Here is a 21062-nt window from a genome sequence, read left to right as displayed (position 1 = left end):
TAAAATTGTTTTTTTAATGGTTGAACTTTGAATTTACAGTTTTTTGTTGGATTTAGCAAGAATCTTTATGTAGTATTTTTAGTAGAAACTTAGGACTTGGGGTGTGCTTTTTTATGAATCTCTTTTAGTTTTTCTATCGAGTTGTGCGTATAAATTTGTGTAGCTGCAAGGCTTGCGTGTCCAAGGATTTCTTTAATAGCATTAATGTCTGCTCCATTTCGTCTTTGTTGGTTTTATCACCAACAAAGAAAAGGGAGGTAGATATATTTACCTTCAATAAAAAATTGACTTAATTGTTTTAAACATCTGAGTGGAAGAGAGCAGCTGGCTGTTGTTGATAACATCAACACTGGCAAGAAATAAAAATTTCCTACAACTTTTCAATAATTACTCTTTCACAATTTTCTTTGACAGGAAGCCTTTATCAGTATTTAACAGAATAGAATAAATACCGGGAGTATACTTTTGCAGATTAACTTCACACTTTGAGTTTTCGATGACTTCCATTTGCTGCCCTATACTATTATATAAAACAATAGAATTGATTTTACTTTCATCGGGAGTTAAAATTTTTATTGTTTCTGTTGAAGGATTTGGGTATAGGGTTATATTTTCAAGTAGTTCATTATCTTCTATTCCCGAAGGGGTATATGGTAAACAAATATCAAACATCCCGTAATAATTCCCGCTATAATCATTAAAAACTCTTATGTAATAAATTTGTCCACTGTTAAGTCCAACTAAACTATACCCGGTTGATGATAAAGTAGAGTAGTTTATACATGAAGTAATGGCAGTTCCTGTACAACTAGAATATACCTGAGCATCTACCTGGAAATTATTTAATCCAGTAATATGTATTTTTTGTGCATTAGTATAGGTTACAAATGAAAACCACACATCATAAACTGTAGCAGTTCCTGTGCAATTAGGGTAGCTTTGGGTGCTGCCTGTATTGTCAAATGGTCCATTAAGGCAGGCGTTATTTATCGGTATTGGAATTGCACCCGAGCAATTGTCGTTTGTTGGTTGTGCAAATGCGCTTAAACAAAAGATTTGTAAAATATTTACAAGGATAAAGTTGTAATTTTTTTTCATTTTTTGTGCTTTTGTTTTTTTAGTATAAATTTTATCTAACTACCCCCAACATTTCTTAGGGCGCAAATATAGTGGGGGGGGCGGAAAATCAAGTTTTTGGGAAACTATTATTTACTAGTTGAATGCAGGGCTTGCCCAACAAGTGTTCTAAATACTTGCAAGGATTGAAATAGATGGGGAAAAGCATTAAATTTTCGCTTTACTTTCCTCCGTTAGGGTGAAATTTAATCTATACTATCGGTTACAGTTCCCACTCGGATTTAGAAGTCCAAGTGAACTGGGGTGGCTGCCTGTTGGTGATAACACCAACAGTGGCAGAACTTGCATAAAATTGTTTTTTTAATGGTTGAACTTTGAATTTACAGTTTTTTGTTGGATTTAGCAAGAATCTTTATGTAGTATTTTTAGTAGAAACTTAGGACTTGGGGTGTGCTTTTTTATGAATCTCTTTTAATTTTTCGATGGAGTTGTGCGTATAAATTTGTGTAGCTGCAAGGCTTGCGTGTCCTAAAATTTCTTTTATGGCATTAATATCTGCGCCATTGTTGAGCATGTGGGTGGCAAAAGTATGCCTTAGCACATGTGGGCTCTTTTTATCGACTGTTGTAACTAAGCTTAAATATTTTTTAACTAAATCGTACACGGCTTTTGCATATAAGGGCGTCCCCTTTTCTGTACAAAAAATTTGGGCATTGGTATTTTCAGGGAACGTTTTACGGAAAATTTGCATGTATGAAGTAATAGACTCAACGAGTTTTTCGCTTATAGGCACAATTCTTTCTTTATTTCTTTTTCCAAGTACTTTAATGGTTTGATTAGAGATGTCGATATCATTTTCTTTTATATTTAACAACTCCGACAAACGAATTCCCGTAGTATAGAAAAGCTCGATAATTAATCGATTTCGATATCCCACATAGTCATCGCCAAAAGGAACTTCGCTAAAGAGCATATCCATTTTGCTTTCCTCTACAAACGTTGGTAAGCGTTTAGGGTTTTTAGGCGAAACGATTTTGCGTGTTGGATTATTGGCAATTAATTGCATTTTAAGCAAATATTTGCAATAGGATTTAAGTGTAGATATTTTTCTATTAACGGTTCGAGTAGAGGTTTTAGCTTCTATTAAGGAAACCATCCACGAGCGAATGTGCAAATGAGAAACTTCGTCAAATTTCAAATTTTCGTATTGCTTAGATAGGTATACAAAAAATTGAGACAGGTCGTTTTTATAGGATGTAATAGTGTGTGCCGAGTACCTTTTCTCGTATTTTAAATAATCTATGAACTCTGTCAGATGCATTGTTGTATTAATAAGTACTGGATGGAAAATTAGCCTTTTTCTTCATCGTCATTAAGTTAAGCAAAAACAAAGGCTTCAGCATACCTATAGTTATCTTGAAAACACAACTCCACATGCAAGAGAAAATAAGACAATATTGAATTCTTTTTGAAAACGTTGCGGCCTTACTAATATTGCCTTTCTTAGTGAGTACTATACAAAAAAGGGAAGAAATTTTGCAAGTAGCAAAATCTCTTCCCTTTTTTATTGAGAATATTATTTTTTAAATCTCTTCTTGTTGTAAGAATTGACGGTATTTAGCTTTAATAACTACCTCTCTTCTTTTAACAGATGGTTTTGTGAATTTTTGACGTAATCTCAACTCTTTTACAACACCCGTTTTTTCGAATTTCTTTTTCAATTTTTTAAGAGCTTTATCTACCGGCTCGCCTTCTTTAACTTGTACAAGTATCATCGTTATATTAAATTTTAGGGTGCAAATATATGTTTTTTTTGTAAAACATTAAAATTTATTATTTAAAATAACAGATTTTTCTGCTTTTATGATTATTTTTTGTCTGTATTCTCGCTCTCTTTATCAAGAGCAACCACGCTACCGTTGCGCAACACCTTAGAAACTGCACTATATGGCCCTGCGATTACTTCATCTCCCTCTTTTAGTCCGGCCGTAATTTGTATATACTCGTTATCTTGAATGCCTGTTTTTACGGGAATTAATTTTGACTTCCCATTGTTCATTACAAAAACACACTCGAACGGAGTATCGCTCTTTTCCTGTTTCTTTTCTTTTGTGCTTGTTACTTCTAGCTCTTCTTGTTCTTTATCTGCCTCCTTTTCTTTTTCCTCTTTTTTGGCTTCCTTCTTTTTGCTTGAATAGCTAGTGGAATCGGTACGTGTAGTTACAGCTTGAATTGGAACAGATAAAACATTTCTTTCGATTTGGGTTTGAATATCCACTCCGGCAGACATTCCTGGACGAAAAGGAGATTCGTTAGGAAATTTAGGATTAATTAAATCTGCGTATGACTCGCTAAGAACACGAATTTTTACCACAAAATTAGTTACTTGATCGGCTGTGAGGCCCAAGGTGTTTGCAGAGTTTGCAATTTCTGTAACTATTCCTTTAAACTTTCTATCTACATACGCATCTACCTCAATACTTACCGTATCGTTAAGCGACACGCGTACAATATCATTTTCGTTTACATCTACGCTTACTTCCATTTCGTTTAAGTTTGCAAGACGCAGCAGCTCGGTTCCTGCCATCTGAGAGGTCCCAACAACCCGCTCGCCCAGCTCAACGCTAAGCTTAGAAACAGTGCCATTTACAGGAGAATAAATATTTGTTTTAGCTAAGTTGTCGCTTGCTTCTTTAAGGGCTGCTTCGGAGCTTTTTACAGAAAATTCTGCAGCATTTACAGTTTCTTCGGCTGCCACAATATCTGCTTTAGCTGCTTCGTAAGCCGATTTAGATGCGTCAAAATCTGCTTGAGAAATAGCACCTTGCTCGACTAATTTTTTATTTCGCACAAAAGTATTTTCAATGTTTACAAATTGTGATTTTACTTGTGCCAATCGGGCTTTGCTGTTTGCGGTATTCGCCTTTGATCCGTCTAATGCAGCTTTCATTCTATCTAAATTAGATACGTATATATCAGGTTTTATCCTAATAAGCAAATCTCCTTTTTTAACAAAATCGCCCTCTTTAACAAGCAACTCGACAATTTCTCCGGAAACATCAGAGCTTATTTTAACTTCTATTTCGGGCTGAATTTTCCCATTTGCAGTAACGGTTTCAATTATTGTTCGTTTGACAGCTTTTTCTGTTGTAACCTTTATGGCATCAGAACCTGAACAGCCTTTTAATCCTACAATAGAGGATATGATAGCAATTCCGACAAACAATATGACAACTAATTTTTTCAAGGTGTTTTATTTTTATCTCCCTATCTAAATCTCATACAAAGAAAATATATATGGAGTTTTTAACATTAAACTAGAGCACTAATGGTTTTCCCATATAAAAATCAAGCACTTTAAGTTTTAACACATAATCGTACTTGGCTTGTAATAAATCTGATTGCGCTTTGGTTAGCCTTGTTTTGGCATCGTTGTAATCATATGAACTGATGCTACCTAAATTAAATTTTTGCTCGGCATACCCAAACGACTCTTGAAAAGCTTGTACCGCTTGCTTGCTGGCATCGTGCTTCTTTAGTGCAGCTGCGGCATTGGTGTATGCTTGTTGAATTTCTTTTTGCAATTGATTTTCGGCTAACTCCAATGAATATTTTGCATTTAAATTCGTAAGCTTTGCTTTATCAATAGAGGTTTTAACTTGGAAGTTATTAAATATTGGCACTGTAAGTCGTAGGCCAATTGCTTCGTTTAGGTTATCCTTAATTTGTTTGTTGTATGGAACTTCTTGAAAGTTGAATGAATAAGATGGTTCGTACACAACATCTCCTAAGCCGGTTACAGCACCCGTAGGCACATAGCCTAAAAACTCAGGGTTTCCAGTGGGCAACTTTGTTGCATCAGAGAATATAGTACTTACAGAGGCAGACAGGCTTAGTCTTGGACTTAAGCCACCACGAGCTATTCCCACCATTTTCTCGGAGCTTTTTAACCGATACTGCGCACTTTTTATACTTGGTTGACTAGCCAATGCCGTTTGGTAAATTAACTCTTGCTTTGCAAATAGCTCAGCTTGATTAGGATCGTTGATAGTTGGCTTATTTATTTTGAGTGCTGCAACAGAATCGAAATTCATGAGTTGTGCCAAATTGAGATATGCTAAATCGAGGTTATTTTTTGCAGTGGTTACATTTAGCTCTTCGTTTGCCAACTGGGCTTTTGTATCAAGCAAACTACTTTTGGCAATTGCACCCACCTCCAACATTTTATCCAATCGGAGCACCTGCTTTTCGGTAAGTTGGTATTGGTTTTGAGAATTGTCTAACAATTCGAGTCCAAACAATACTTGCAGATATGCATTTACAACGCTTAAAGAAATATCATTTTTTAAATCATCTAAATCGTATTGACTTGCCTGCAGGTCAAATTTGGTTTGTTTAATGGAGTTTAAATTTTGTAATCCATTAAAAATGTTCCAGTTGCCGGAGAGTGCAAAATTTTGAGAAACCACACGATTTGTAGTAAAGCTATTTGTTACGGGATCGATGTTTCGTCCGTAGTTATAATTCTGACCTGCGCTGCCATTAATACTTGGCAACAATTGCGCTTGCGACTGCAAATGACTTGCTTGTGCAATTTTTGTGTTGACTTCCTGTTGCTTTATTTGAAGATTATTTTTCAACGCATAATCAATGCATTGTTGCAATGTCATGGTTTGTTGTGCAAACGCAGAAGTTGTGAGAAGCGCAAGGATAAAAAATCCCTGTAGATATTTTTTTATCATGTGAAGCACTAAAAATAAGCATTTTTTGCTATCACACTACTTAAGAAATGTTAAATCGTCAAACCTGTTGAATTGTTGTGAATGCGAGAGCCTACAAAAAAGTTTTATTTAAAAAAGAATCCCAACCTTGTGCTGTTAAAGGATGCTGCGTTCCACTACGTGTAATTAAATTGGAGCCGGAATCTTTGGTCGTAATATGCCCAATTACTGTTATGTCCGGGTTGCCTTTTATTTTTTCGAAATCATTTATATCAATTGTAAAAAGTAGTTCGTAGTCTTCGCCTCCACTTAGTGCACAAACTGTAGGGTCAAGATTTAGTTCACGAGCTTTATCAAAAGTAAGGGGGTCGATTGGAATTTTTTCTTCGTATAAATTGCATCCAACGTTTGATTGGTCGCAGATGTGCAGTATTTCTGAAGCTAACCCGTCCGAAACATCAATCATAGCAGTTGGTTTAACGTTAAGCGTTTGCAACAATGCACGAATATCTTTTCTAGCTTCGGGTTTTAATTGTCTCTCCAAAACATAATCGTTTCCTTCTAGCTCAGGCTGAATGGTAGGATTGTCTTGGAATAACTTTTTTTCTCTCTCCAACAATTGCAATCCTATATATGCTCCCCCTAAATCGCCTGTTACACAAAGCAAATCCTTCTCTTTGGCTCCGTTTCTATATACTAAATCTTCTGTGTTTGCTTCGCCAATAGCAGTAACGCTAATGCACAATCCACTTAGGCTAGATGTTGTGTCACCCCCAACAAGATCTACTCCATAATTTTTACATGCCAATAAAATTCCAGCATAAAATTCTTCTATTGCCTCTAACGAAAAGCGATTTGAGAGTGCTATCGAAACAGTAATTTGTTTGGGCACTGCATTCATTGCATATACATCCGACAAATTTACCACTACGCTTTTGTAGCCTAAATGTTTCAAGGGCACGTACATTAAATTAAAATGCACCCCTTCAATCAACATATCTGTTGATACAACAGTCTGTTTTCCTTTGTTATCAATAACCGCAGCATCATCTCCAATTCCCTTAATAGTAGATTCGTTTTTTACTTCTACAAACGAAGACAAATATTTTATTAAACCAAACTCTCCTACTTTACTTAATTCTGTTCTACTCTCTTTATTCTCTAACATAGACAATGTTTGGCAATTAATTTAAAATTAGTTTGATTGGCTGAGTTACAACTGTACCATCTTCTTTAACATTACAAATATAAACTCCTTTAGATAGTTTTTCATTAGAATTAGTGGTACCCTTCCAAGTAAGCTGATAAACGCCATCTTGCAGCAATCCAATAGCAGAATTAAATACTTCCTTACCTGCAATATCAGTTATAACAACTTCGTAGTTTTTATTTTCTTCTCCGGAAAACACAATAGTTGTGCTTTCGTTAAATGGATTTGGGAAACTGCGTAAGCTTGTATTTGCAGCAAAAGATGCATTCTCAATTAACAGAGGACTACCGTGCTGATCTCCGTTAGGCAATACACTAAAGCTGTACCCTAAGGAGCGAGCGTAATTTAGCGACTGATTCTCTACATCAATAGATATGCTATATATGGCAGGTGTTAAATATTTATTGATTATACATTCGTATTCATTTGGATTTCCTGTTGGAAAAAAAACTACGGGGATATCTTTATTTTTTAACGCTGCTATTTCATGCTGATTTGCAGTATAGTACTCTTCTGGCAATTCGCCCGACAACTTAAGGTTTGCAGATATTGAGTTTGCGCTAATTGAATTTGTTTTTAAAACCAACCGGATTAATTCGCCCGAGAAATACTCTACTTCAAAACCGGTATTTCCTTTGGTAGCAAGTTCTATAGCATTATCATTTTCAAAATGTACAAATGCCATAAAATCGCCATTGTGCTGTAATGAATACTTACCAATTGGCAAAGAAGATGTTTTTATTTCGGCAAAATAAAGACCATTTTCTTTCTTTTGATTTAACACCACAATATCAGACAATCCGGTATAAGCTTGGCCTTTGCTTGATACAACAATTGAATTCTGAACATCTTCGCTTTGAGAATAAATAACCAATTTTATAGATGTATTTTCCTTCTCTACATGAAAATAATTTTTAGACTTACCTGCGGATGCAAAGTCGTACATCAACCTATAATTTGATTTTATTGGCGTAGCGTTTTGAGAGTCGCCAGCAATTGCATTATCCGGAATGGCTGTAGAATCGGCATTTTCCGGAGCTGTTTTATAGAAAGACGGAGTATTGCACTGCAAATAATAATACCACCTAGTAAAATAATTTATTTTATCATTAGGCATATAAAAACCTTGGTAGGAGCCTGAATTATCGTCATATCCTTGATAAAAATTTGTTCCGTAATTAAAACACGTATACCCATCATCAGCACTACTAACATTGTTTGTTATGTAGGAGTCGATTGTATTCCATTGTCGTGGCACAACCATAAAGTGATTAAAGCGTGTACCTAAAGATAGCCGTGAATTAGGCATTTCGATTCCTCCCGGACGAAAAGATGATTGCAGAGGCACTACCCCATCGTTCAAAATAGGATATATTGCCCAAATGTGGGGCAGTAACGAGTTTGTACCATATCCATATTTAAAGGGAATATAATTAGTACCGGCATGGGCAGCGGTAAGTAAGGCTATGTCTCCAATGCCCGACTCTACAGTACCAGCGCACCATCCTCTTAATGAAACAAATTTACATTTAGTATATTTTTGTGCGGTATTCACATTTATATCAATCGCTTTTCGAAGCGCCAGCATGTAAGAATTTGTAAGATTATTTAATGCTCCGCCATTGGCAATAGCATTAGGATCTCCAGGGAAAAGTTGTAATAGCGGACCAAAGCTCAAACCTAAACTAGCTGTATTTGTTCCCCAAAAAGGAGAACTGATTGGAAATACACGCTTTATTAACTGTGGATAATTCGGATTGGCTTGGGCCATTTTGAAAAGCGTTAAATCGGTATCTAATCCGCCTTTGCTGTGGCACACCATAATTATTCTAGAATGGAAATAGGTAGATAAATCAGTGAAATTATGGTCCTGCGCAAGTTTTAAAATTGCTTGTTGCAAAATATTAGAGTTGTAAGAAGAAGGAGAATATGGATCAAGTTGAATAAAAGCGGTTCTGTATCCATCGTTATAGGCTTCTTTATAAAAGTTGCCAATCATAGTATTTGCTGATGAGGCAAAACCATGAACAAACACCATTAGCCAAGGCTTAGGATTAGCAGGCACTTTCCCATATAATATAGTGCCAACGTTTGCAATACTATCCGATGGGGTTGTTTTGTCTTTGCAACCATAATGCAAATAACTTGAGCCGGAATTAGGATTTGGTAAAAGAACAACCTTATAGTTGTTGGAAAAGGCGTTTAGAAAAGAGAAAAGTAATAGTGCCAATGAGCATATTACTTGACGAAAGTTGCGCATAGGCGCAACAGTAAAACAATTATTCATACTTTCATTCGGTTAGGTTGCCACAAATTTAATGTAATTTGATTGTAAAGTCAACTTTAAAAGCAAAATGGGTATTTACACGTTATAGCACACTGCAATTGACTCATTTTCAAGAAAATAAAAAAAAGAGGTTGAGTTAAAAAAGGAAATCTATTTTTGATGTGAGATAACTATCCAATTATTATGGAGTTTGATACATTTATTCGTTTAGATTTCGAGACTAAAATTATCTTTCTAAAAAAGATTGGGAAACTTACATCCACAAGTAAAACAAAAAATACCGAAACACACACGTATTACTTAACCAATTTTTTTTGCGAACTAACGATAGTTGATTCGTATCCGAAAGAAATTTATTGCTACAAACAAAAATAAAAACAATCTGTATTCGTTATCTATATTTGTAAATGGACGTGCGCAAGCTGCTTGTTTTTTTTCTTTTTATATCTACTATTACCTACTCTCAAACCAATTCAACAAAAAAGAGTAAGAATATATTTTTTTCTTCGGATACACTGCAACTAGATTCACTAAGTATTATTCCCGGCAGCTTTTATATAACGGGGAAGAATGGCAAACTAGATAGCGCTTTGTACAAAGTAAATTACGCAGAGGCAAAACTTATTCTACTAAAAAAAAAGAATATTCCTAGCGATACATTCAACGTATATTACAAAACATTTCCTATCAATTTTTCGAAACCATACTATCACAAAACGTTAGACAATTACGTAATCAAAAGAGCAGAAAGCAGAAATCCATTTAGCTTCGAAACAACTTCACCAGAAAATGGCAATGATATTTTTAAGAACGATGGGCTTTCTAAGAACGGCAGCATTGCAAGAGGGATATCGTTTGGAAATAATCAAGATGTGGTTGTCAATTCTTCTTTAAACTTACAGGTTTCAGGCAAACTTACCGAAAACATTGACATTGCTTTGGCAGCAACAGATAATAATATTCCAATTCAGCCAGATGGAAGTACACAGCAACTGCAAGACTTTGACAGAGTTTACATGCAATTATCCGACAAAACTTCTAAATTGATTGTGGGTGATTTTCCAATGAGCAGACCCAACAGTTATTTTTTAAATTTTAATAAAAAAGCGCAAGGGCTAAATTTTAGCAACAAAACAAACTTAGGCACTGAACAAAAAAAAATAAACAATACTATTACAGCTACCGGAGCGGTTTCCAGAGGTAAATTTTCGAGATTTAAATTGCAAGGAATAGAAAGCAATCAAGGCCCATACAGGCTACAAGGTGCAGAAAACGAGCCATTCATTATTGTGCTATCAGGCACAGAAAATGTTTATATAGATGGAGAGCTCTTAAAACGTGGGCAAGAAAACGATTACATTGTTGACTACAACACCGCAGAAATTACATTTACAGCAAAACGACAAATTACCAAAGACAAACGGATTGTTGTGGAGTTTCAATATGCGGATAAAAATTATGCACGCTCGTTATTCTATTTGGGTGATGAATTAGAGTTTAGTAAAACAAAAATTGGAATTCACTTTTTTTCTGAACAAGACAACAAGAATCAACCTTTGCAACAGGAGCTGAGCTCAAACGAAAAACTTTTGCTTTCACAAATTGGCGATACACTTAGCAAAGCAATAACCTCGGGCATAGACAGTGCAGCATTCAACAACAGCGAAGTATTCTATGAAAAAAAAGATTCTGTAATTGGCTCACAACTATTTAATGCGGTTTATGTTTATTCAACCAATTCCGAAAAAGCAAAATACCGTTTAACATTTTCCTTTGTTGGCGCAGGTAACGGGAATTACGAGCAAATACAATCTAGTGCAAATGGCAGGGTTTTTAGATGGATAATGCCAGATACAATTACTGGTTTGCGCAGAGGTTCTTTCGAGCCAATTATTCCGCTAATTACACCAAAACAAAAACAATTTTTGGTTTCTACCTTCGACCACAAATTAACAACAGGCGGCTCTATTGCTATAGAAGGCGCCCTCAGTAAAAATGACATCAATACATTTTCATCTATTAATTCGAATGATGATTGGGGGAAAGCGCTAAAAATTAGCTATAAAGGGACATTTCAAAAAGCATCAATTGACTCTGCAAATAGCTTTAAACATTGGCTATTTAAACCACTACTAAGTTATGAATACACTGAAAAAACATTTACTCCAATAGAAAGATACCGACCAGTTGAATTTGAAAGAGATTGGAATAGATTGTCTATAACAGCATCAAACTATGAACAACATTGGATCACCACAGGAATAGAAGCAACTAAAAAAAATGTATTAGCGAACTACACATTTAACTCTTTTTTCAATGGTCCGGATTACCGAGGCATAAAACAAGATTTTCTATTTAAAGAAAGTAATCACTTTGTACAAACGTCTGTTTCGGCAAACAAGCTAGATGTGTCTGCAAAAAATCCATCTGCATTTATCAGAACTATTGGCTATGCCACAGGGAAAAGCAAATACGCCAACATTGGAGTGCGCGGACTTTTTGAAAAAAGTGAAAGTTTTAAATCTACACTGAAAGACACGCTGCTTGCAAACAGCTTCTATTTCTACGAAGTAGAGCCTTACATACAATCGCCAGATACAAGCAAAAGAAGTTTTGAATTAGCCTACAAACAAAGGTGGGACTATTACGCACGCAATACAGCATTTACTAAATCTACATTTGCAGAAGTTTTTTCAGGAAAATTTGTCTTTATTAAATCCGTTAACCACAATCTATCCGGAATAAGCACCTTGCGGAAGCTTTCTATTCTTGACACCACAACAACAGCCATAAAACCCGACAACACGCTTACTACACGAATAGAACACAATGCAAGAATTAAAAAAGGCTTTTTTACAACAGCTACATTCTATGAAATTGGTTCGGGGTTAGAACTGCAAAGAGAATTTTCTTACCTGGAAGTTGCCCCGGGGCAAGGGAACTACAGTTGGATAGACTATAACAGCAATGGAATTAAAGAGCTGAATGAATTTGAGATAGCGGTATTTAACGATCAAGCAAAATATATAAAAGTATTTACACCTACTAACAAGTATGTACGCACTTATCAGCAACAATTTAGCCAATCTGTAAATATTATGCCTGCAGCAATTTGGAGTTCAAAAAAAGGAATGAAAAAATTTATTGCATTATTTTCTAATCAAACAATATATAGAATTGATAAAAAAACTGCTACAAAAAACACATTGTTGGCATACAATCCATTTGTTGATGCAGACAAAGACTCCTCATTACTTACAACAAACTCATTATTACGTAACACAACATTTTTCAATCAAACAAATCCTACATGGGGGATTGATATTACCTATCAAGACGTAAGAAATCAAACACTACTAACAAACGGAACAGAATGGAGATCAACATCCTCAACAGATACACGCATTCGATGGAATTTTACCAATAAATTTACATTAATCGTTGTAAACAAAACAGGAACAAAAACAACGAATTCGGAATTTTTCAGCAATAGAAACTACCATATAAATGTTGCAGAAACATCACCCCAATTAAGTTTTCAGCCTAATACAAATTTCAGAATAACTGCAAGTTATAAATACAGTGCTAAAAAAAATGCAAAAGATTTAGGAAATCAACAGGTATTATTGCAAGATATAGGGCTAGATGCACGTTATAATATACTTAGCAAAGCAAGCCTTTCCGGAAAGTTTAATTACATTTTTATTTCTTACAATGATTTAGAAAACACGCCTATTTCATTTGAAATGTTAGAAGGACTGCGCATTGGAGAAAACACCACATGGGGATTATCTTACCAACAAAACGTATCGAACAATGTTCAAGTAAACATTTTATACGATGGTCGTAAAACACAGGGGAATAAACCTATTCACACCGGAAACGTTCAAGTGAGAGCATTCTTTTAATTTTAAAAATAACTAGTAAAACAAAAAGTCTGAGGGAATAATTCCTACAGAAATTGTGTGTTGCAAGATGCCGGATGTATTGTATGTATATACTTTTCCGTTCTGTATGTAATCAATGGCATCAGCCACCCAAATAGTATTGTCATAAGGATTAATTTTCAACCCATAAAAACTCCCAATAGAATTAATAAAGGGAGTAGATGAAACAGAAGTAGAATTTATATCGAGCTTAAATACGTGTGTGTTCAAATAAAAGAGCGTGTCTTTAGACGCATTGATGGAAAGCCGAAAAGGACTATCTACTTGACTAGGAAAAACTAATGTAGTTACAGTTTGATGATTGGCTGAATTTATTTTATACAAGGCGGAAACTGTACTAGTGGTAGCTTCTCCGGAGCACATCACCCACAGATTAGAATTTTTGTCAAGCACCAAACTGTTGGCTCCTTTTGCAACAACAATGCTATCTTGCAACGCATCCGTTGTTGGATTAACAACATAAACTTTTCCTCTTGTATAATTTGTAACATACACTTCGTTATTAAAAAATAAAAGTTCTTCTGTCCAACCGGGGCAGCTGATGTAACCTGTTATTGTATTTGATAGTAAATTAACAATCGCAATTTTATTGGAATACAAGTCCGTTACATAGGCTTTAGAAGAAGAAACAACGCACATATAGCGTGGCGAAACAAATCCAGAAATAGTAGCAAGGGATTTAAAATCGCTAGCATTTACAACTTCTATCTTACCGGAATTGTTTACCACCACATATATTCTATCGTTGTGCTGGACCATGCTTTGGCAAACATCGCCAAGTGGAACACCATTCACAACTCTATATAAATCTTGCTGATACACACCAGTACTGTAATTATAATGTCCCACCTTAGAATTTCCAAACTGAAAATTCCCCTCGTTACAAATAAATACTCCATCGCCTTGCTTAATGGGAGTTGAGTCTAGTTGAATAGGCTCTATCTCTTTCCTACAAGACGTGAAAATGAGTAGAAATAAAAAAATTAGAACTGTCTTCAATTTAAATTAATTTTTTTTGTAACAATATCTTTGTCAGAAATAACAGTAATGCAATTAATACCGCTAACAAGCGTACTCAAAGGAATTTCAATAAACGAAGTATCATAGAATACAAACGAATAAATTTCTCTTGCCAATACATCGGTAAGTACAACCTGCACATAACTATTCTCATCTTTCAGATTAATTGCGATTTGAGAATTACGAATTTCAATAACTATAACCTCATTTGCATTACTATCAAACAAACCTGTTCCTTTCTGGTGTATAACTCCAACCGCATCTAAATCAAATCCTCCGGAAGGGAAGGGCGTTGGCCAAGGATCATTTACTTTATTTCCATAACTATCATAGGATGCATACATTGCATTGACACTGCCAACCACATCAACAATACGAACATGTGTGATCGAATTTTTATCGAGCAAGTTAGTGTCAGGCAGTTCTTCCAAATCAAAGGGTGTTCCATACATCGCACGATATTTTCCGGCTAGGTTATTAATTTTAGTAGGGTCCAGTGTTCCAAATGTACCAACCTGCGTTGTAGTATCAGTGAGCGAATGCGAAGGAAATCTAAAATAATTAGTACCATCAGAACTCACCTCTACAAACGCCAACTCTAAAAAAGAATCACTAAACGAGTTTTCAAATACTGCAAAATCAAATCCTTGTCCATTAAAAATTGGCTGCATAAATGTAACCGTAGCAGCGCCTCCATCTCCAAGACTAACCGTTGCATTTGCTCCCGCAACACCTACCGCAAAAGAGCTATCACCCGCAGCTGCATATCCAAGCGACACTGACGATATATCTTGAAATCCAGGCTGAATTGTGCAATTTGTTGCCCAGCCAACAAACAGGGAGCTATCCTTATGCATTGCTGTAGTTCCCGGTATTCCAACCGCGGGAGCATACTGCGCAGCGCAAGAAGCAACAACACTACAAAACACAACAGCTACAAATTTAAATTTACACATCGGCTTAGAATTTATACATTTTTTGTATTGTACTTTTACCCTCTGAAATTATTTCTACCAAATACACTCCTGCATCAAAAGCTGTTAAATCGATGGTTTCGGAGGAAACAGTAGAATCGCTAAAAATAATTTTACCAAAAACAGTTCGCACAAAAATTTGATCGATTTTCAACTTACCTTTCACTGTAAACAATCCATTGGTTGGATTAGGATACAAAGCAAAAACAGGTTGCTCTACTTTAGAATAAGATAAAGGACTATCAGTAGTGGTAAAATTATCTATACAAAAATATCCCGGAGTATTCATTCCAACAATATTATTATCGGATGATGAAAGTACAAAGGACAAACTATCACAATTCCCTAAGCTCTTTAAATCTACCCATGTCCAACTATCTACAATATAATCTTGACTATTAGTTGAAAAACGAAAATCCGCTAAATAGAACTCCACACTATCATTGGTTGACAAGCTTCCTTGGTAATATTTATAAACAACCAACTTAAACCAATCGGGGTCATTCCCGGAAACACCTCCAAATTTTTTTCCAAGAAAATCGCCTAATTTCATGCTATTGAAAGCATATGTAGAGTTAGTAATATAAAAACCATCCACAACTTTACCTATTGCATTACCTGTCAATTTTACTTTTGCATCGATAGTTCCGATGGCAAAAGTTTTAGAGATATACGCACTGTCCTCTTTGCAAGAATACAATTGCGTATAAAAATCAGACGGTGCTGTTGTAGTATCATATTTTGTTGAGAGTGCCCATCCGGTTGACCAGTAGCCCCCCCAAGCGGTATCCCAAAAATTAGGGAAATAGGCATTTCCGGATGCAAACCCTCCGCTTTGATTAGATCCATCCCAAAAAGTATCGGTTGCAAGACTAAGATTCTCGAATGTAGAAATTGTTTGCGCATTGAGTTGCAGTACATTAAACAGTCCTAAAGCAACAATCACCAGTAATTTTTTTTTCATTTTTATCTTCATTTTTATTTATTATTTAGATTAATAGTAAGTCCTACTTGATAGTTTCTGCCTGGCATTGGTCGCCAAGCAACAATTTGATATTGTTGATCAAAAACATTATTTGCCCGCAAAAAAAACGATGTGCTAATTTTTTTGGCTGTGAACAAATGTGATAAAACTATGTCGGTAGTTGAAAATCCATCTAACCAATCTGTATTATTAGCAGTTGTATAACTAATGCCGGAAAACTGATACAAAGCAGAACAAGAAGTATTCTTATAAATAATCTGCAAACTTTCTGTTGTTTTATGCACAGGAGTGTAAATAAGCTGCTTATCTAAGGATTCATCATTGGCAGTTTTAGCCTTTTGATTTGTTGATAACACATAGTTGTATAAGGCAGAAACCTTTAATTCAATTTTCTTTACATGTTGAGAACATTCCAATTTACCTTCAAAGCCTCGACTCCAGACGTTCATAATATTCTGTGGGGTCCACACATTTCCTTTAGGTAGCCAAATAATCCAGTTTATTGTATTTCTATTAAACAGCCCAAGCGTTGCGTTAACAGTGGTATTTACTCGGGTATAGCCAGAAAACAAACTGACACTTTGATTCATACTTTCCTCCGGCTTCAAATCCACATTACCGCCCGGAAACCAATACAAATCGTTAAATGTAGGCAGTCGGTAATTTTTAGAAATATTCAATTCAATTCCAATTTCTCTTGCAATGTGCCATACAAAACCTCCTGATATAGCAGGCTGTACTACAACACCATCCACAAACTCTTGCCGGGCTTGTATCGTTGAACTAATTTTTTCGTTTTTATTCTTATACGTTGCACCAAAAGCAATTGCCATTCTATTTTGTTCATGTTGCTTAAAATACCCATCCCCAACAGCTTTTAAATGAGTATAATTAATAAGTGAATTAAAAGAAATTGATTTTGTTGCTAAATAAGCATAGCCAACCTCATTAATAAAATTCAAAGAATTACTGTTTGAAAAAATGTGCGAAATAGAATCGGAATAAAAAATAGTTTCATCGAAAAACGCAGAGCGCACATATGATTTAACTCTATCTGACTTATACTCCCAGTCTACGCAAACTCTCAGAGCTTTGTCTTCTTGTTTGGCTTTACTAACCAACTGCAACATAGTAGGTGGTATATTATGCTCCGATTCTTGATACCACCACTTTACAGAAAATATATTTTTACTTCCAAATCGAAATGCGTTTTCATGCAACAATCCAAACTCCCGAAAAGCCGAGTTTGTTTGCACTTCTAGTGGTTTGTTTACGCGTGCTAAATTCTGAAAAGGAAAATTATTTTCAGATTTATTATAAAGCAACCGTGTTGTAGAGGATATATTTTTGTTAGAATAATGAACTCTTAATCCATTAAAGAAAGATTGAAAACTCCCAACAACACTTGAATAACCAAGAGAAATTCCCTTATTAAAACTTGTTTGATTATTCAATTGAACAATCCCACTAATTGCGCCACTACCCCAGCGGGCTGAATTTGCTACTGGCTGCACAGTTGCTTCGTCTACAAAATAAATTGGAACAAGAGACATATCAATCTGTCCCAACATTGGATTCTGCAAATTAAATCCATTCCACACAATCGCTGTTTGACTTGCACTACCACCTCGCAATGATATGCTAGACAAGCTTCCCGGCCCATACGATTTAATAAAAATCGGAGTTTGATTTTGCAAGACATCACTCAATCGCTGACTAGCAGAATATCCTCTCCATGCAGAATCAATCATTAGCTTTCCCGCCTTTTCTCCTAGCAGATGTCTCCTCTCCAACACCTCAATCTGCTTAAGCTGTTGAATAGAGTCCAGCTGTGTATGCTGCGCCATAACATACACACTCAAAAAAAATAAAATTATTCCGAAAAGTGTTTTCACCTTACATACTCCAAGTGCAAATGCTTATTCAGGATGATTTTAAGTTACTACAGAAGACAAATGTGTCTAATTAGGTACTCAAACATTCATCTTGCTCTTCTCCCGAAGCATCAATGCGCTATTTAATGCATTTGGCAGGTCTTCTGACTTACTCTATCTTAAGGCCTTCCCGTCCGTAGACAGTGGCAAAGATTCTTAAGAAATTCCGTACATACGGAGAGCTTACAGCTGCGGGTACAGTTCCTGAATTAAACAGGATTCCCATTTTAATCTTAATTGCTGCCTGCAATTAAAGAACCTAAATGCAGAGCAAATATAGTGAATAATTATTTTTTTATCCTATTCGCATTTAATTCATTTCTAATTTTCGCAATAATTCTAAATACCTTTACCTTGGCATTATTCTCTGTAGTGCCTATTATTTCAGCTATTTTAAAAAAACTTAGCTCCTCAAAAAAACGCAATTGAATCAATTTTTGATCTTCCTCCGATTGCTTATTTATACTAGCTAACAAGCATTTTATTTTCTCTTCTTTTTCAAAATCAACCACCTCATTTCCTAAAAAAGTTAAATCATTTGCATTGGCATCTATAAGATACTTCTTATCTGACTTTCGAAAATACATAACCACCTCATTAAATGCTATACGGTAAAGCCAGGCGGCAAAAGGAACTCCCTTAAACGCATAGGAGTTCAAATTTCTCATTGCTTTTTCAAATACGAGCGATGTAATATCTGCAGCGACATCCTTGTTCTTTATTTTCTTATATACGTAGGAAAATATGCTATAATGAAACTTGTTATACAATTCACTAAAGCAATGTATATTTTCTTGAGCACGCTTAACAAGCTCGTACTCTTTTAAAATTTGAGGATTGGATACTGTCATGATGGGGGATTTATACTAAGCAACGGCAAACGATACTGGATATTGTGTACTCCATACGAAACCGTATTTTAGTACTGATTATCTAACAAAATCACATTAGTTTTGAAAATCTAGCATCATCAAAAAATTAGTACAATGGGAAACGAACTTACTAAAATACAAACCGCAGTCAATTTCTTAAAAGAAAAAATTGCACACACCCCTTCTATCGCAATAATATTGGGCACCGGGCTCGGCAAACTAATTGATGAAATAAAAATAGCATTAACTATAGATTACAAAGACATTCCACACTTCCCTGTATCAACTGTTGAGTCGCATGCCGGAAAGCTTATCATTGGCACCATTGGCGAAAAAAGAGTGATTGCGATGCAGGGAAGGTTTCATTTTTACGAAGGATACTCCATGCAAGAAGTAGTTTTTCCGGTACGTGTCTTAAAATTACTGGGTGTACAAAAGCTACTGATATCAAATGCTTCCGGTTGTTTAAATCCCGAATGGAAAAAGGGTACGCTACTATTAATCAACGACCATATTAATTTACAAACCGACAATCCATTGCGAGGAAAAAATATAGATGAACTAGGGCCACGATTTCCCGACATGAGTTGTCCCTACAACACCGACCTAAACACGTTGTTTAGAAAAAAAGCGCAATTGCTAAACATTGACTTGCACGAAGGCGTATATGTTTCTGTTCCGGGGCCAAATTTAGAAACCAGAGCTGAATATAAATTTCTGCGTTTAATTGGAGCGGATGCAGTGGGAATGTCTACTGTACCGGAAGTAATAGCAGCCAATCACATGAACCTTCCTTGTGCAGCAATTTCGGTACTAACAGACGAGTGCAACCCATTAAGCCTAACTGCAACATCATTAGAAGAAATAATTAAAGTAGCAAATGAAACAGAGCCACAGCTTGCTAGATTATTTGTAGAAGTAATAAAGGAATTGGCGTAAAAAATTATTTAAAACTCCAATCGTATGTATCTAAATCCTGTATAGAGTGTTTTAACAAATCTATACTTGCTCGAATATCGCTCTTGTCAGCCATTTCAATAACCTGGTGTATATGTCGAGTTGGAATACTTACTGCTCCGCAAATAGCGCCTCCGGCTGTCATGCGCTGAATACCTGCTGTATCAGTTCCTCCGGCAGGCAACAATTCGTATTGCCATTTTATTTTGTGTTTATCGGCAGTCTTCTTCATGTATTTTACCATGCGGTAATCACATATGGTAGATGAATCCATTACCTTAATTGCTGTGCCTTTCCCCAAATATGTACAACGCTCTTGTGGCTTAGAATCAGGCACATCATAAGCAATGGTGGTATCTAATCCAAATCCAAAATCAGGCTGTATTTTCAGTGCAGACACCTGGGCGCCTCTAATACCAACCTCTTCCTGAACAGTAAATACAGCATAAAAATCATATGGTGATTTTTTCAACTCACGTAACGTTTCTATTAAAATAAAAACAGAAACCCGATTATCTATAGATTTACAGTTTACACAATCTCCCATTTCAATTAATTCTCTTTGGCGTGTAACCACATCACCCACACTCACAATTTTATCTACCTCCTTTTTCTTCATACCCAAATCAATAAAATAATCGCTAATAGGCACAACCCTGCTACGTTCTTCCGCAGACATTACATGTATTGGCTTAGAACCCATTACTCCAATTATATCTTTTTTGCCATGCACAATTACACGCTGAGCAGTAAGTGTTTTGGGGTCGAATCCGCCCAATGGAATAAAGCGTAAAAAACCATTATCATCAATATGATTTACAATAAAAGCTATCTCGTCCATGTGAGCGGCCACCATAACTTTTTTATCGTTTTTGCCTTTTCTTAAAGCCACTACATTGCCCATGTTATCTATCGAGACAGATACATCTAATTTCTTCAATTCGCGTAATACAACTTCTCTAATTGGTTGTTCGTGACCAGGAGCTCCGGGCACTTCGCAAATTTCTTTTAATAATTGAATATTGATTCCCATACTATTTTTTCTATATAAAATGAAATTAAGAAAAAGGATGTTATT

Annotated in this window: 15 protein-coding genes, 1 pseudogene and 1 riboswitch; of the genes and pseudogenes, 2 read left to right on the top strand and 14 right to left on the bottom strand. The window is 35.6% G+C overall.

Features of this window, described 5'->3' with window-relative positions; genetic code table 11:
• Positions 1-89 precede the first annotated feature (89 nt).
• The 8 genes and pseudogenes from J0M08_04475 to J0M08_04440 form a co-directional block, all read right to left on the bottom strand.
• Positions 90-218 (bottom strand): annotated as a pseudogene (locus J0M08_04475) (integrase).
• Positions 219-387: 169 nt separating this feature from the next.
• The gene (locus J0M08_04470) at positions 388-1098 is read right to left on the bottom strand and encodes a T9SS type A sorting domain-containing protein (GenBank protein ID MBN8702295.1); all 711 of its coding nucleotides are present in this window, start codon (positions 1096-1098) and stop codon (positions 388-390) included.
• A gap of 415 nt (positions 1099-1513) precedes the next feature.
• Positions 1514-2398: a tyrosine-type recombinase/integrase gene (locus tag J0M08_04465; protein MBN8702294.1), complete on the bottom strand. Its 885-nt coding sequence runs from the start codon at positions 2396-2398 to the stop codon at positions 1514-1516.
• Positions 2399-2660: 262 nt separating this feature from the next.
• Positions 2661-2852, bottom strand: coding sequence for a 30S ribosomal protein S21 (locus tag J0M08_04460; protein ID MBN8702293.1), 192 nt, complete (start codon positions 2850-2852; stop codon positions 2661-2663).
• 92 nt (positions 2853-2944) lie between these two features.
• On the bottom strand, positions 2945-4324 hold the full coding sequence (locus J0M08_04455; protein MBN8702292.1) for an efflux RND transporter periplasmic adaptor subunit: 1380 nt from the start codon (positions 4322-4324) through the stop codon (positions 2945-2947).
• A 70-nt stretch (positions 4325-4394) separates the two neighbouring features.
• A complete protein-coding gene (locus J0M08_04450; GenBank protein ID MBN8702291.1) occupies positions 4395-5819 on the bottom strand; it encodes a TolC family protein in 1425 nt (474 codons plus the stop codon).
• A 91-nt stretch (positions 5820-5910) separates the two neighbouring features.
• The gene (thiL, locus tag J0M08_04445; GenBank protein ID MBN8702290.1) at positions 5911-6966 is read right to left on the bottom strand and encodes a thiamine-phosphate kinase; all 1056 of its coding nucleotides are present in this window, start codon (positions 6964-6966) and stop codon (positions 5911-5913) included.
• Positions 6967-6982: 16 nt separating this feature from the next.
• Positions 6983-9295 carry a T9SS type A sorting domain-containing protein gene (locus J0M08_04440; GenBank protein ID MBN8702289.1) on the bottom strand — a complete coding sequence of 771 codons (2313 nt, stop codon included), beginning with the start codon at positions 9293-9295 and terminating at the stop codon, positions 6983-6985.
• Positions 9296-9702: 407 nt separating this feature from the next.
• Between J0M08_04440 and J0M08_04435 the strand changes: the two genes are divergently transcribed.
• Entirely contained in the window at positions 9703-13203 is a 3501-nt protein-coding gene (locus J0M08_04435; GenBank protein MBN8702288.1) for a hypothetical protein, read from the top strand.
• A gap of 12 nt (positions 13204-13215) precedes the next feature.
• Here the strand turns inward: J0M08_04435 and J0M08_04430 are convergent, their stop codons facing one another.
• The 5 genes from J0M08_04430 to J0M08_04410 all read right to left on the bottom strand — a co-directional run bounded on the left by J0M08_04430 (position 13216) and on the right by J0M08_04410 (position 19006).
• Positions 13216-14241 carry a YncE family protein gene (locus tag J0M08_04430; GenBank protein ID MBN8702287.1) on the bottom strand — a complete coding sequence of 342 codons (1026 nt, stop codon included), beginning with the start codon at positions 14239-14241 and terminating at the stop codon, positions 13216-13218.
• Positions 14238-15218 (bottom strand): T9SS C-terminal target domain-containing protein, encoded by a 981-nt coding sequence (locus J0M08_04425; protein MBN8702286.1) that lies wholly within the window; start codon positions 15216-15218, stop codon positions 14238-14240. Before J0M08_04425 ends, J0M08_04430 begins: the two co-directional genes overlap by 4 nt.
• A gap of 4 nt (positions 15219-15222) precedes the next feature.
• On the bottom strand, positions 15223-16200 hold the full coding sequence (locus tag J0M08_04420; GenBank protein MBN8702285.1) for a DUF4465 domain-containing protein: 978 nt from the start codon (positions 16198-16200) through the stop codon (positions 15223-15225).
• A 14-nt stretch (positions 16201-16214) separates the two neighbouring features.
• Positions 16215-18116, bottom strand: a complete 1902-nt coding sequence (locus tag J0M08_04415; GenBank protein ID MBN8702284.1) for a TonB-dependent receptor — start codon at positions 18114-18116, stop codon at positions 16215-16217.
• 115 nt (positions 18117-18231) lie between these two features.
• Positions 18232-18433, bottom strand: a riboswitch (cobalamin riboswitch).
• 9 nt (positions 18434-18442) lie between these two features.
• The gene (locus tag J0M08_04410) at positions 18443-19006 is read right to left on the bottom strand and encodes a sigma-70 family RNA polymerase sigma factor (protein MBN8702283.1); all 564 of its coding nucleotides are present in this window, start codon (positions 19004-19006) and stop codon (positions 18443-18445) included.
• 135 nt (positions 19007-19141) lie between these two features.
• Between J0M08_04410 and J0M08_04405 the strand changes: the two genes are divergently transcribed.
• Positions 19142-19966, top strand: a complete 825-nt coding sequence (locus J0M08_04405; GenBank protein ID MBN8702282.1) for a purine-nucleoside phosphorylase — start codon at positions 19142-19144, stop codon at positions 19964-19966.
• Positions 19967-19970: 4 nt separating this feature from the next.
• Here the strand turns inward: J0M08_04405 and J0M08_04400 are convergent, their stop codons facing one another.
• Positions 19971-21017, bottom strand: coding sequence for a M42 family metallopeptidase (locus tag J0M08_04400; protein MBN8702281.1), 1047 nt, complete (start codon positions 21015-21017; stop codon positions 19971-19973).
• Positions 21018-21062 lie beyond the last annotated feature (45 nt).

Source organism: Bacteroidota bacterium (genome assembly GCA_017303975.1).
Classification (GTDB): Bacteria; Bacteroidota; Bacteroidia; order JAFLBG01; family JAFLBG01; genus JAFLBG01.
Note: the sequence above shows the minus strand (reverse complement) of the source record. Positions and strands in the feature narration are given on the sequence as shown.

Excerpts from the sequence above, each read along its gene's own strand:
- J0M08_04440 (MBN8702289.1), bottom strand. The coding sequence starts at position 9,295 with ATGAATAATTGTTTTACTGTTGCGCCTATGCGCAACTTTCGTCAAGTA.
- J0M08_04470 (MBN8702295.1), bottom strand. The coding sequence starts at position 1,098 with ATGAAAAAAAATTACAACTTTATCCTTGTAAATATTTTACAAATCTTT.
- J0M08_04435 (MBN8702288.1), top strand. The coding sequence starts at position 9,703 with ATGGACGTGCGCAAGCTGCTTGTTTTTTTTCTTTTTATATCTACTATT.
- J0M08_04420 (MBN8702285.1), bottom strand. The coding sequence starts at position 16,200 with ATGAAAAAAAAATTACTGGTGATTGTTGCTTTAGGACTGTTTAATGTA.
- J0M08_04425 (MBN8702286.1), bottom strand. The coding sequence starts at position 15,218 with ATGTGTAAATTTAAATTTGTAGCTGTTGTGTTTTGTAGTGTTGTTGCT.
- J0M08_04410 (MBN8702283.1), bottom strand. The coding sequence starts at position 19,006 with ATGACAGTATCCAATCCTCAAATTTTAAAAGAGTACGAGCTTGTTAAG.
- J0M08_04405 (MBN8702282.1), top strand. The coding sequence starts at position 19,142 with ATGGGAAACGAACTTACTAAAATACAAACCGCAGTCAATTTCTTAAAA.
- J0M08_04450 (MBN8702291.1), bottom strand. The coding sequence starts at position 5,819 with ATGATAAAAAAATATCTACAGGGATTTTTTATCCTTGCGCTTCTCACA.
- J0M08_04460 (MBN8702293.1), bottom strand. The coding sequence starts at position 2,852 with ATGATACTTGTACAAGTTAAAGAAGGCGAGCCGGTAGATAAAGCTCTT.
- thiL (MBN8702290.1), bottom strand. The coding sequence starts at position 6,966 with ATGTTAGAGAATAAAGAGAGTAGAACAGAATTAAGTAAAGTAGGAGAG.
- J0M08_04465 (MBN8702294.1), bottom strand. The coding sequence starts at position 2,398 with ATGCATCTGACAGAGTTCATAGATTATTTAAAATACGAGAAAAGGTAC.
- J0M08_04400 (MBN8702281.1), bottom strand. The coding sequence starts at position 21,017 with ATGGGAATCAATATTCAATTATTAAAAGAAATTTGCGAAGTGCCCGGA.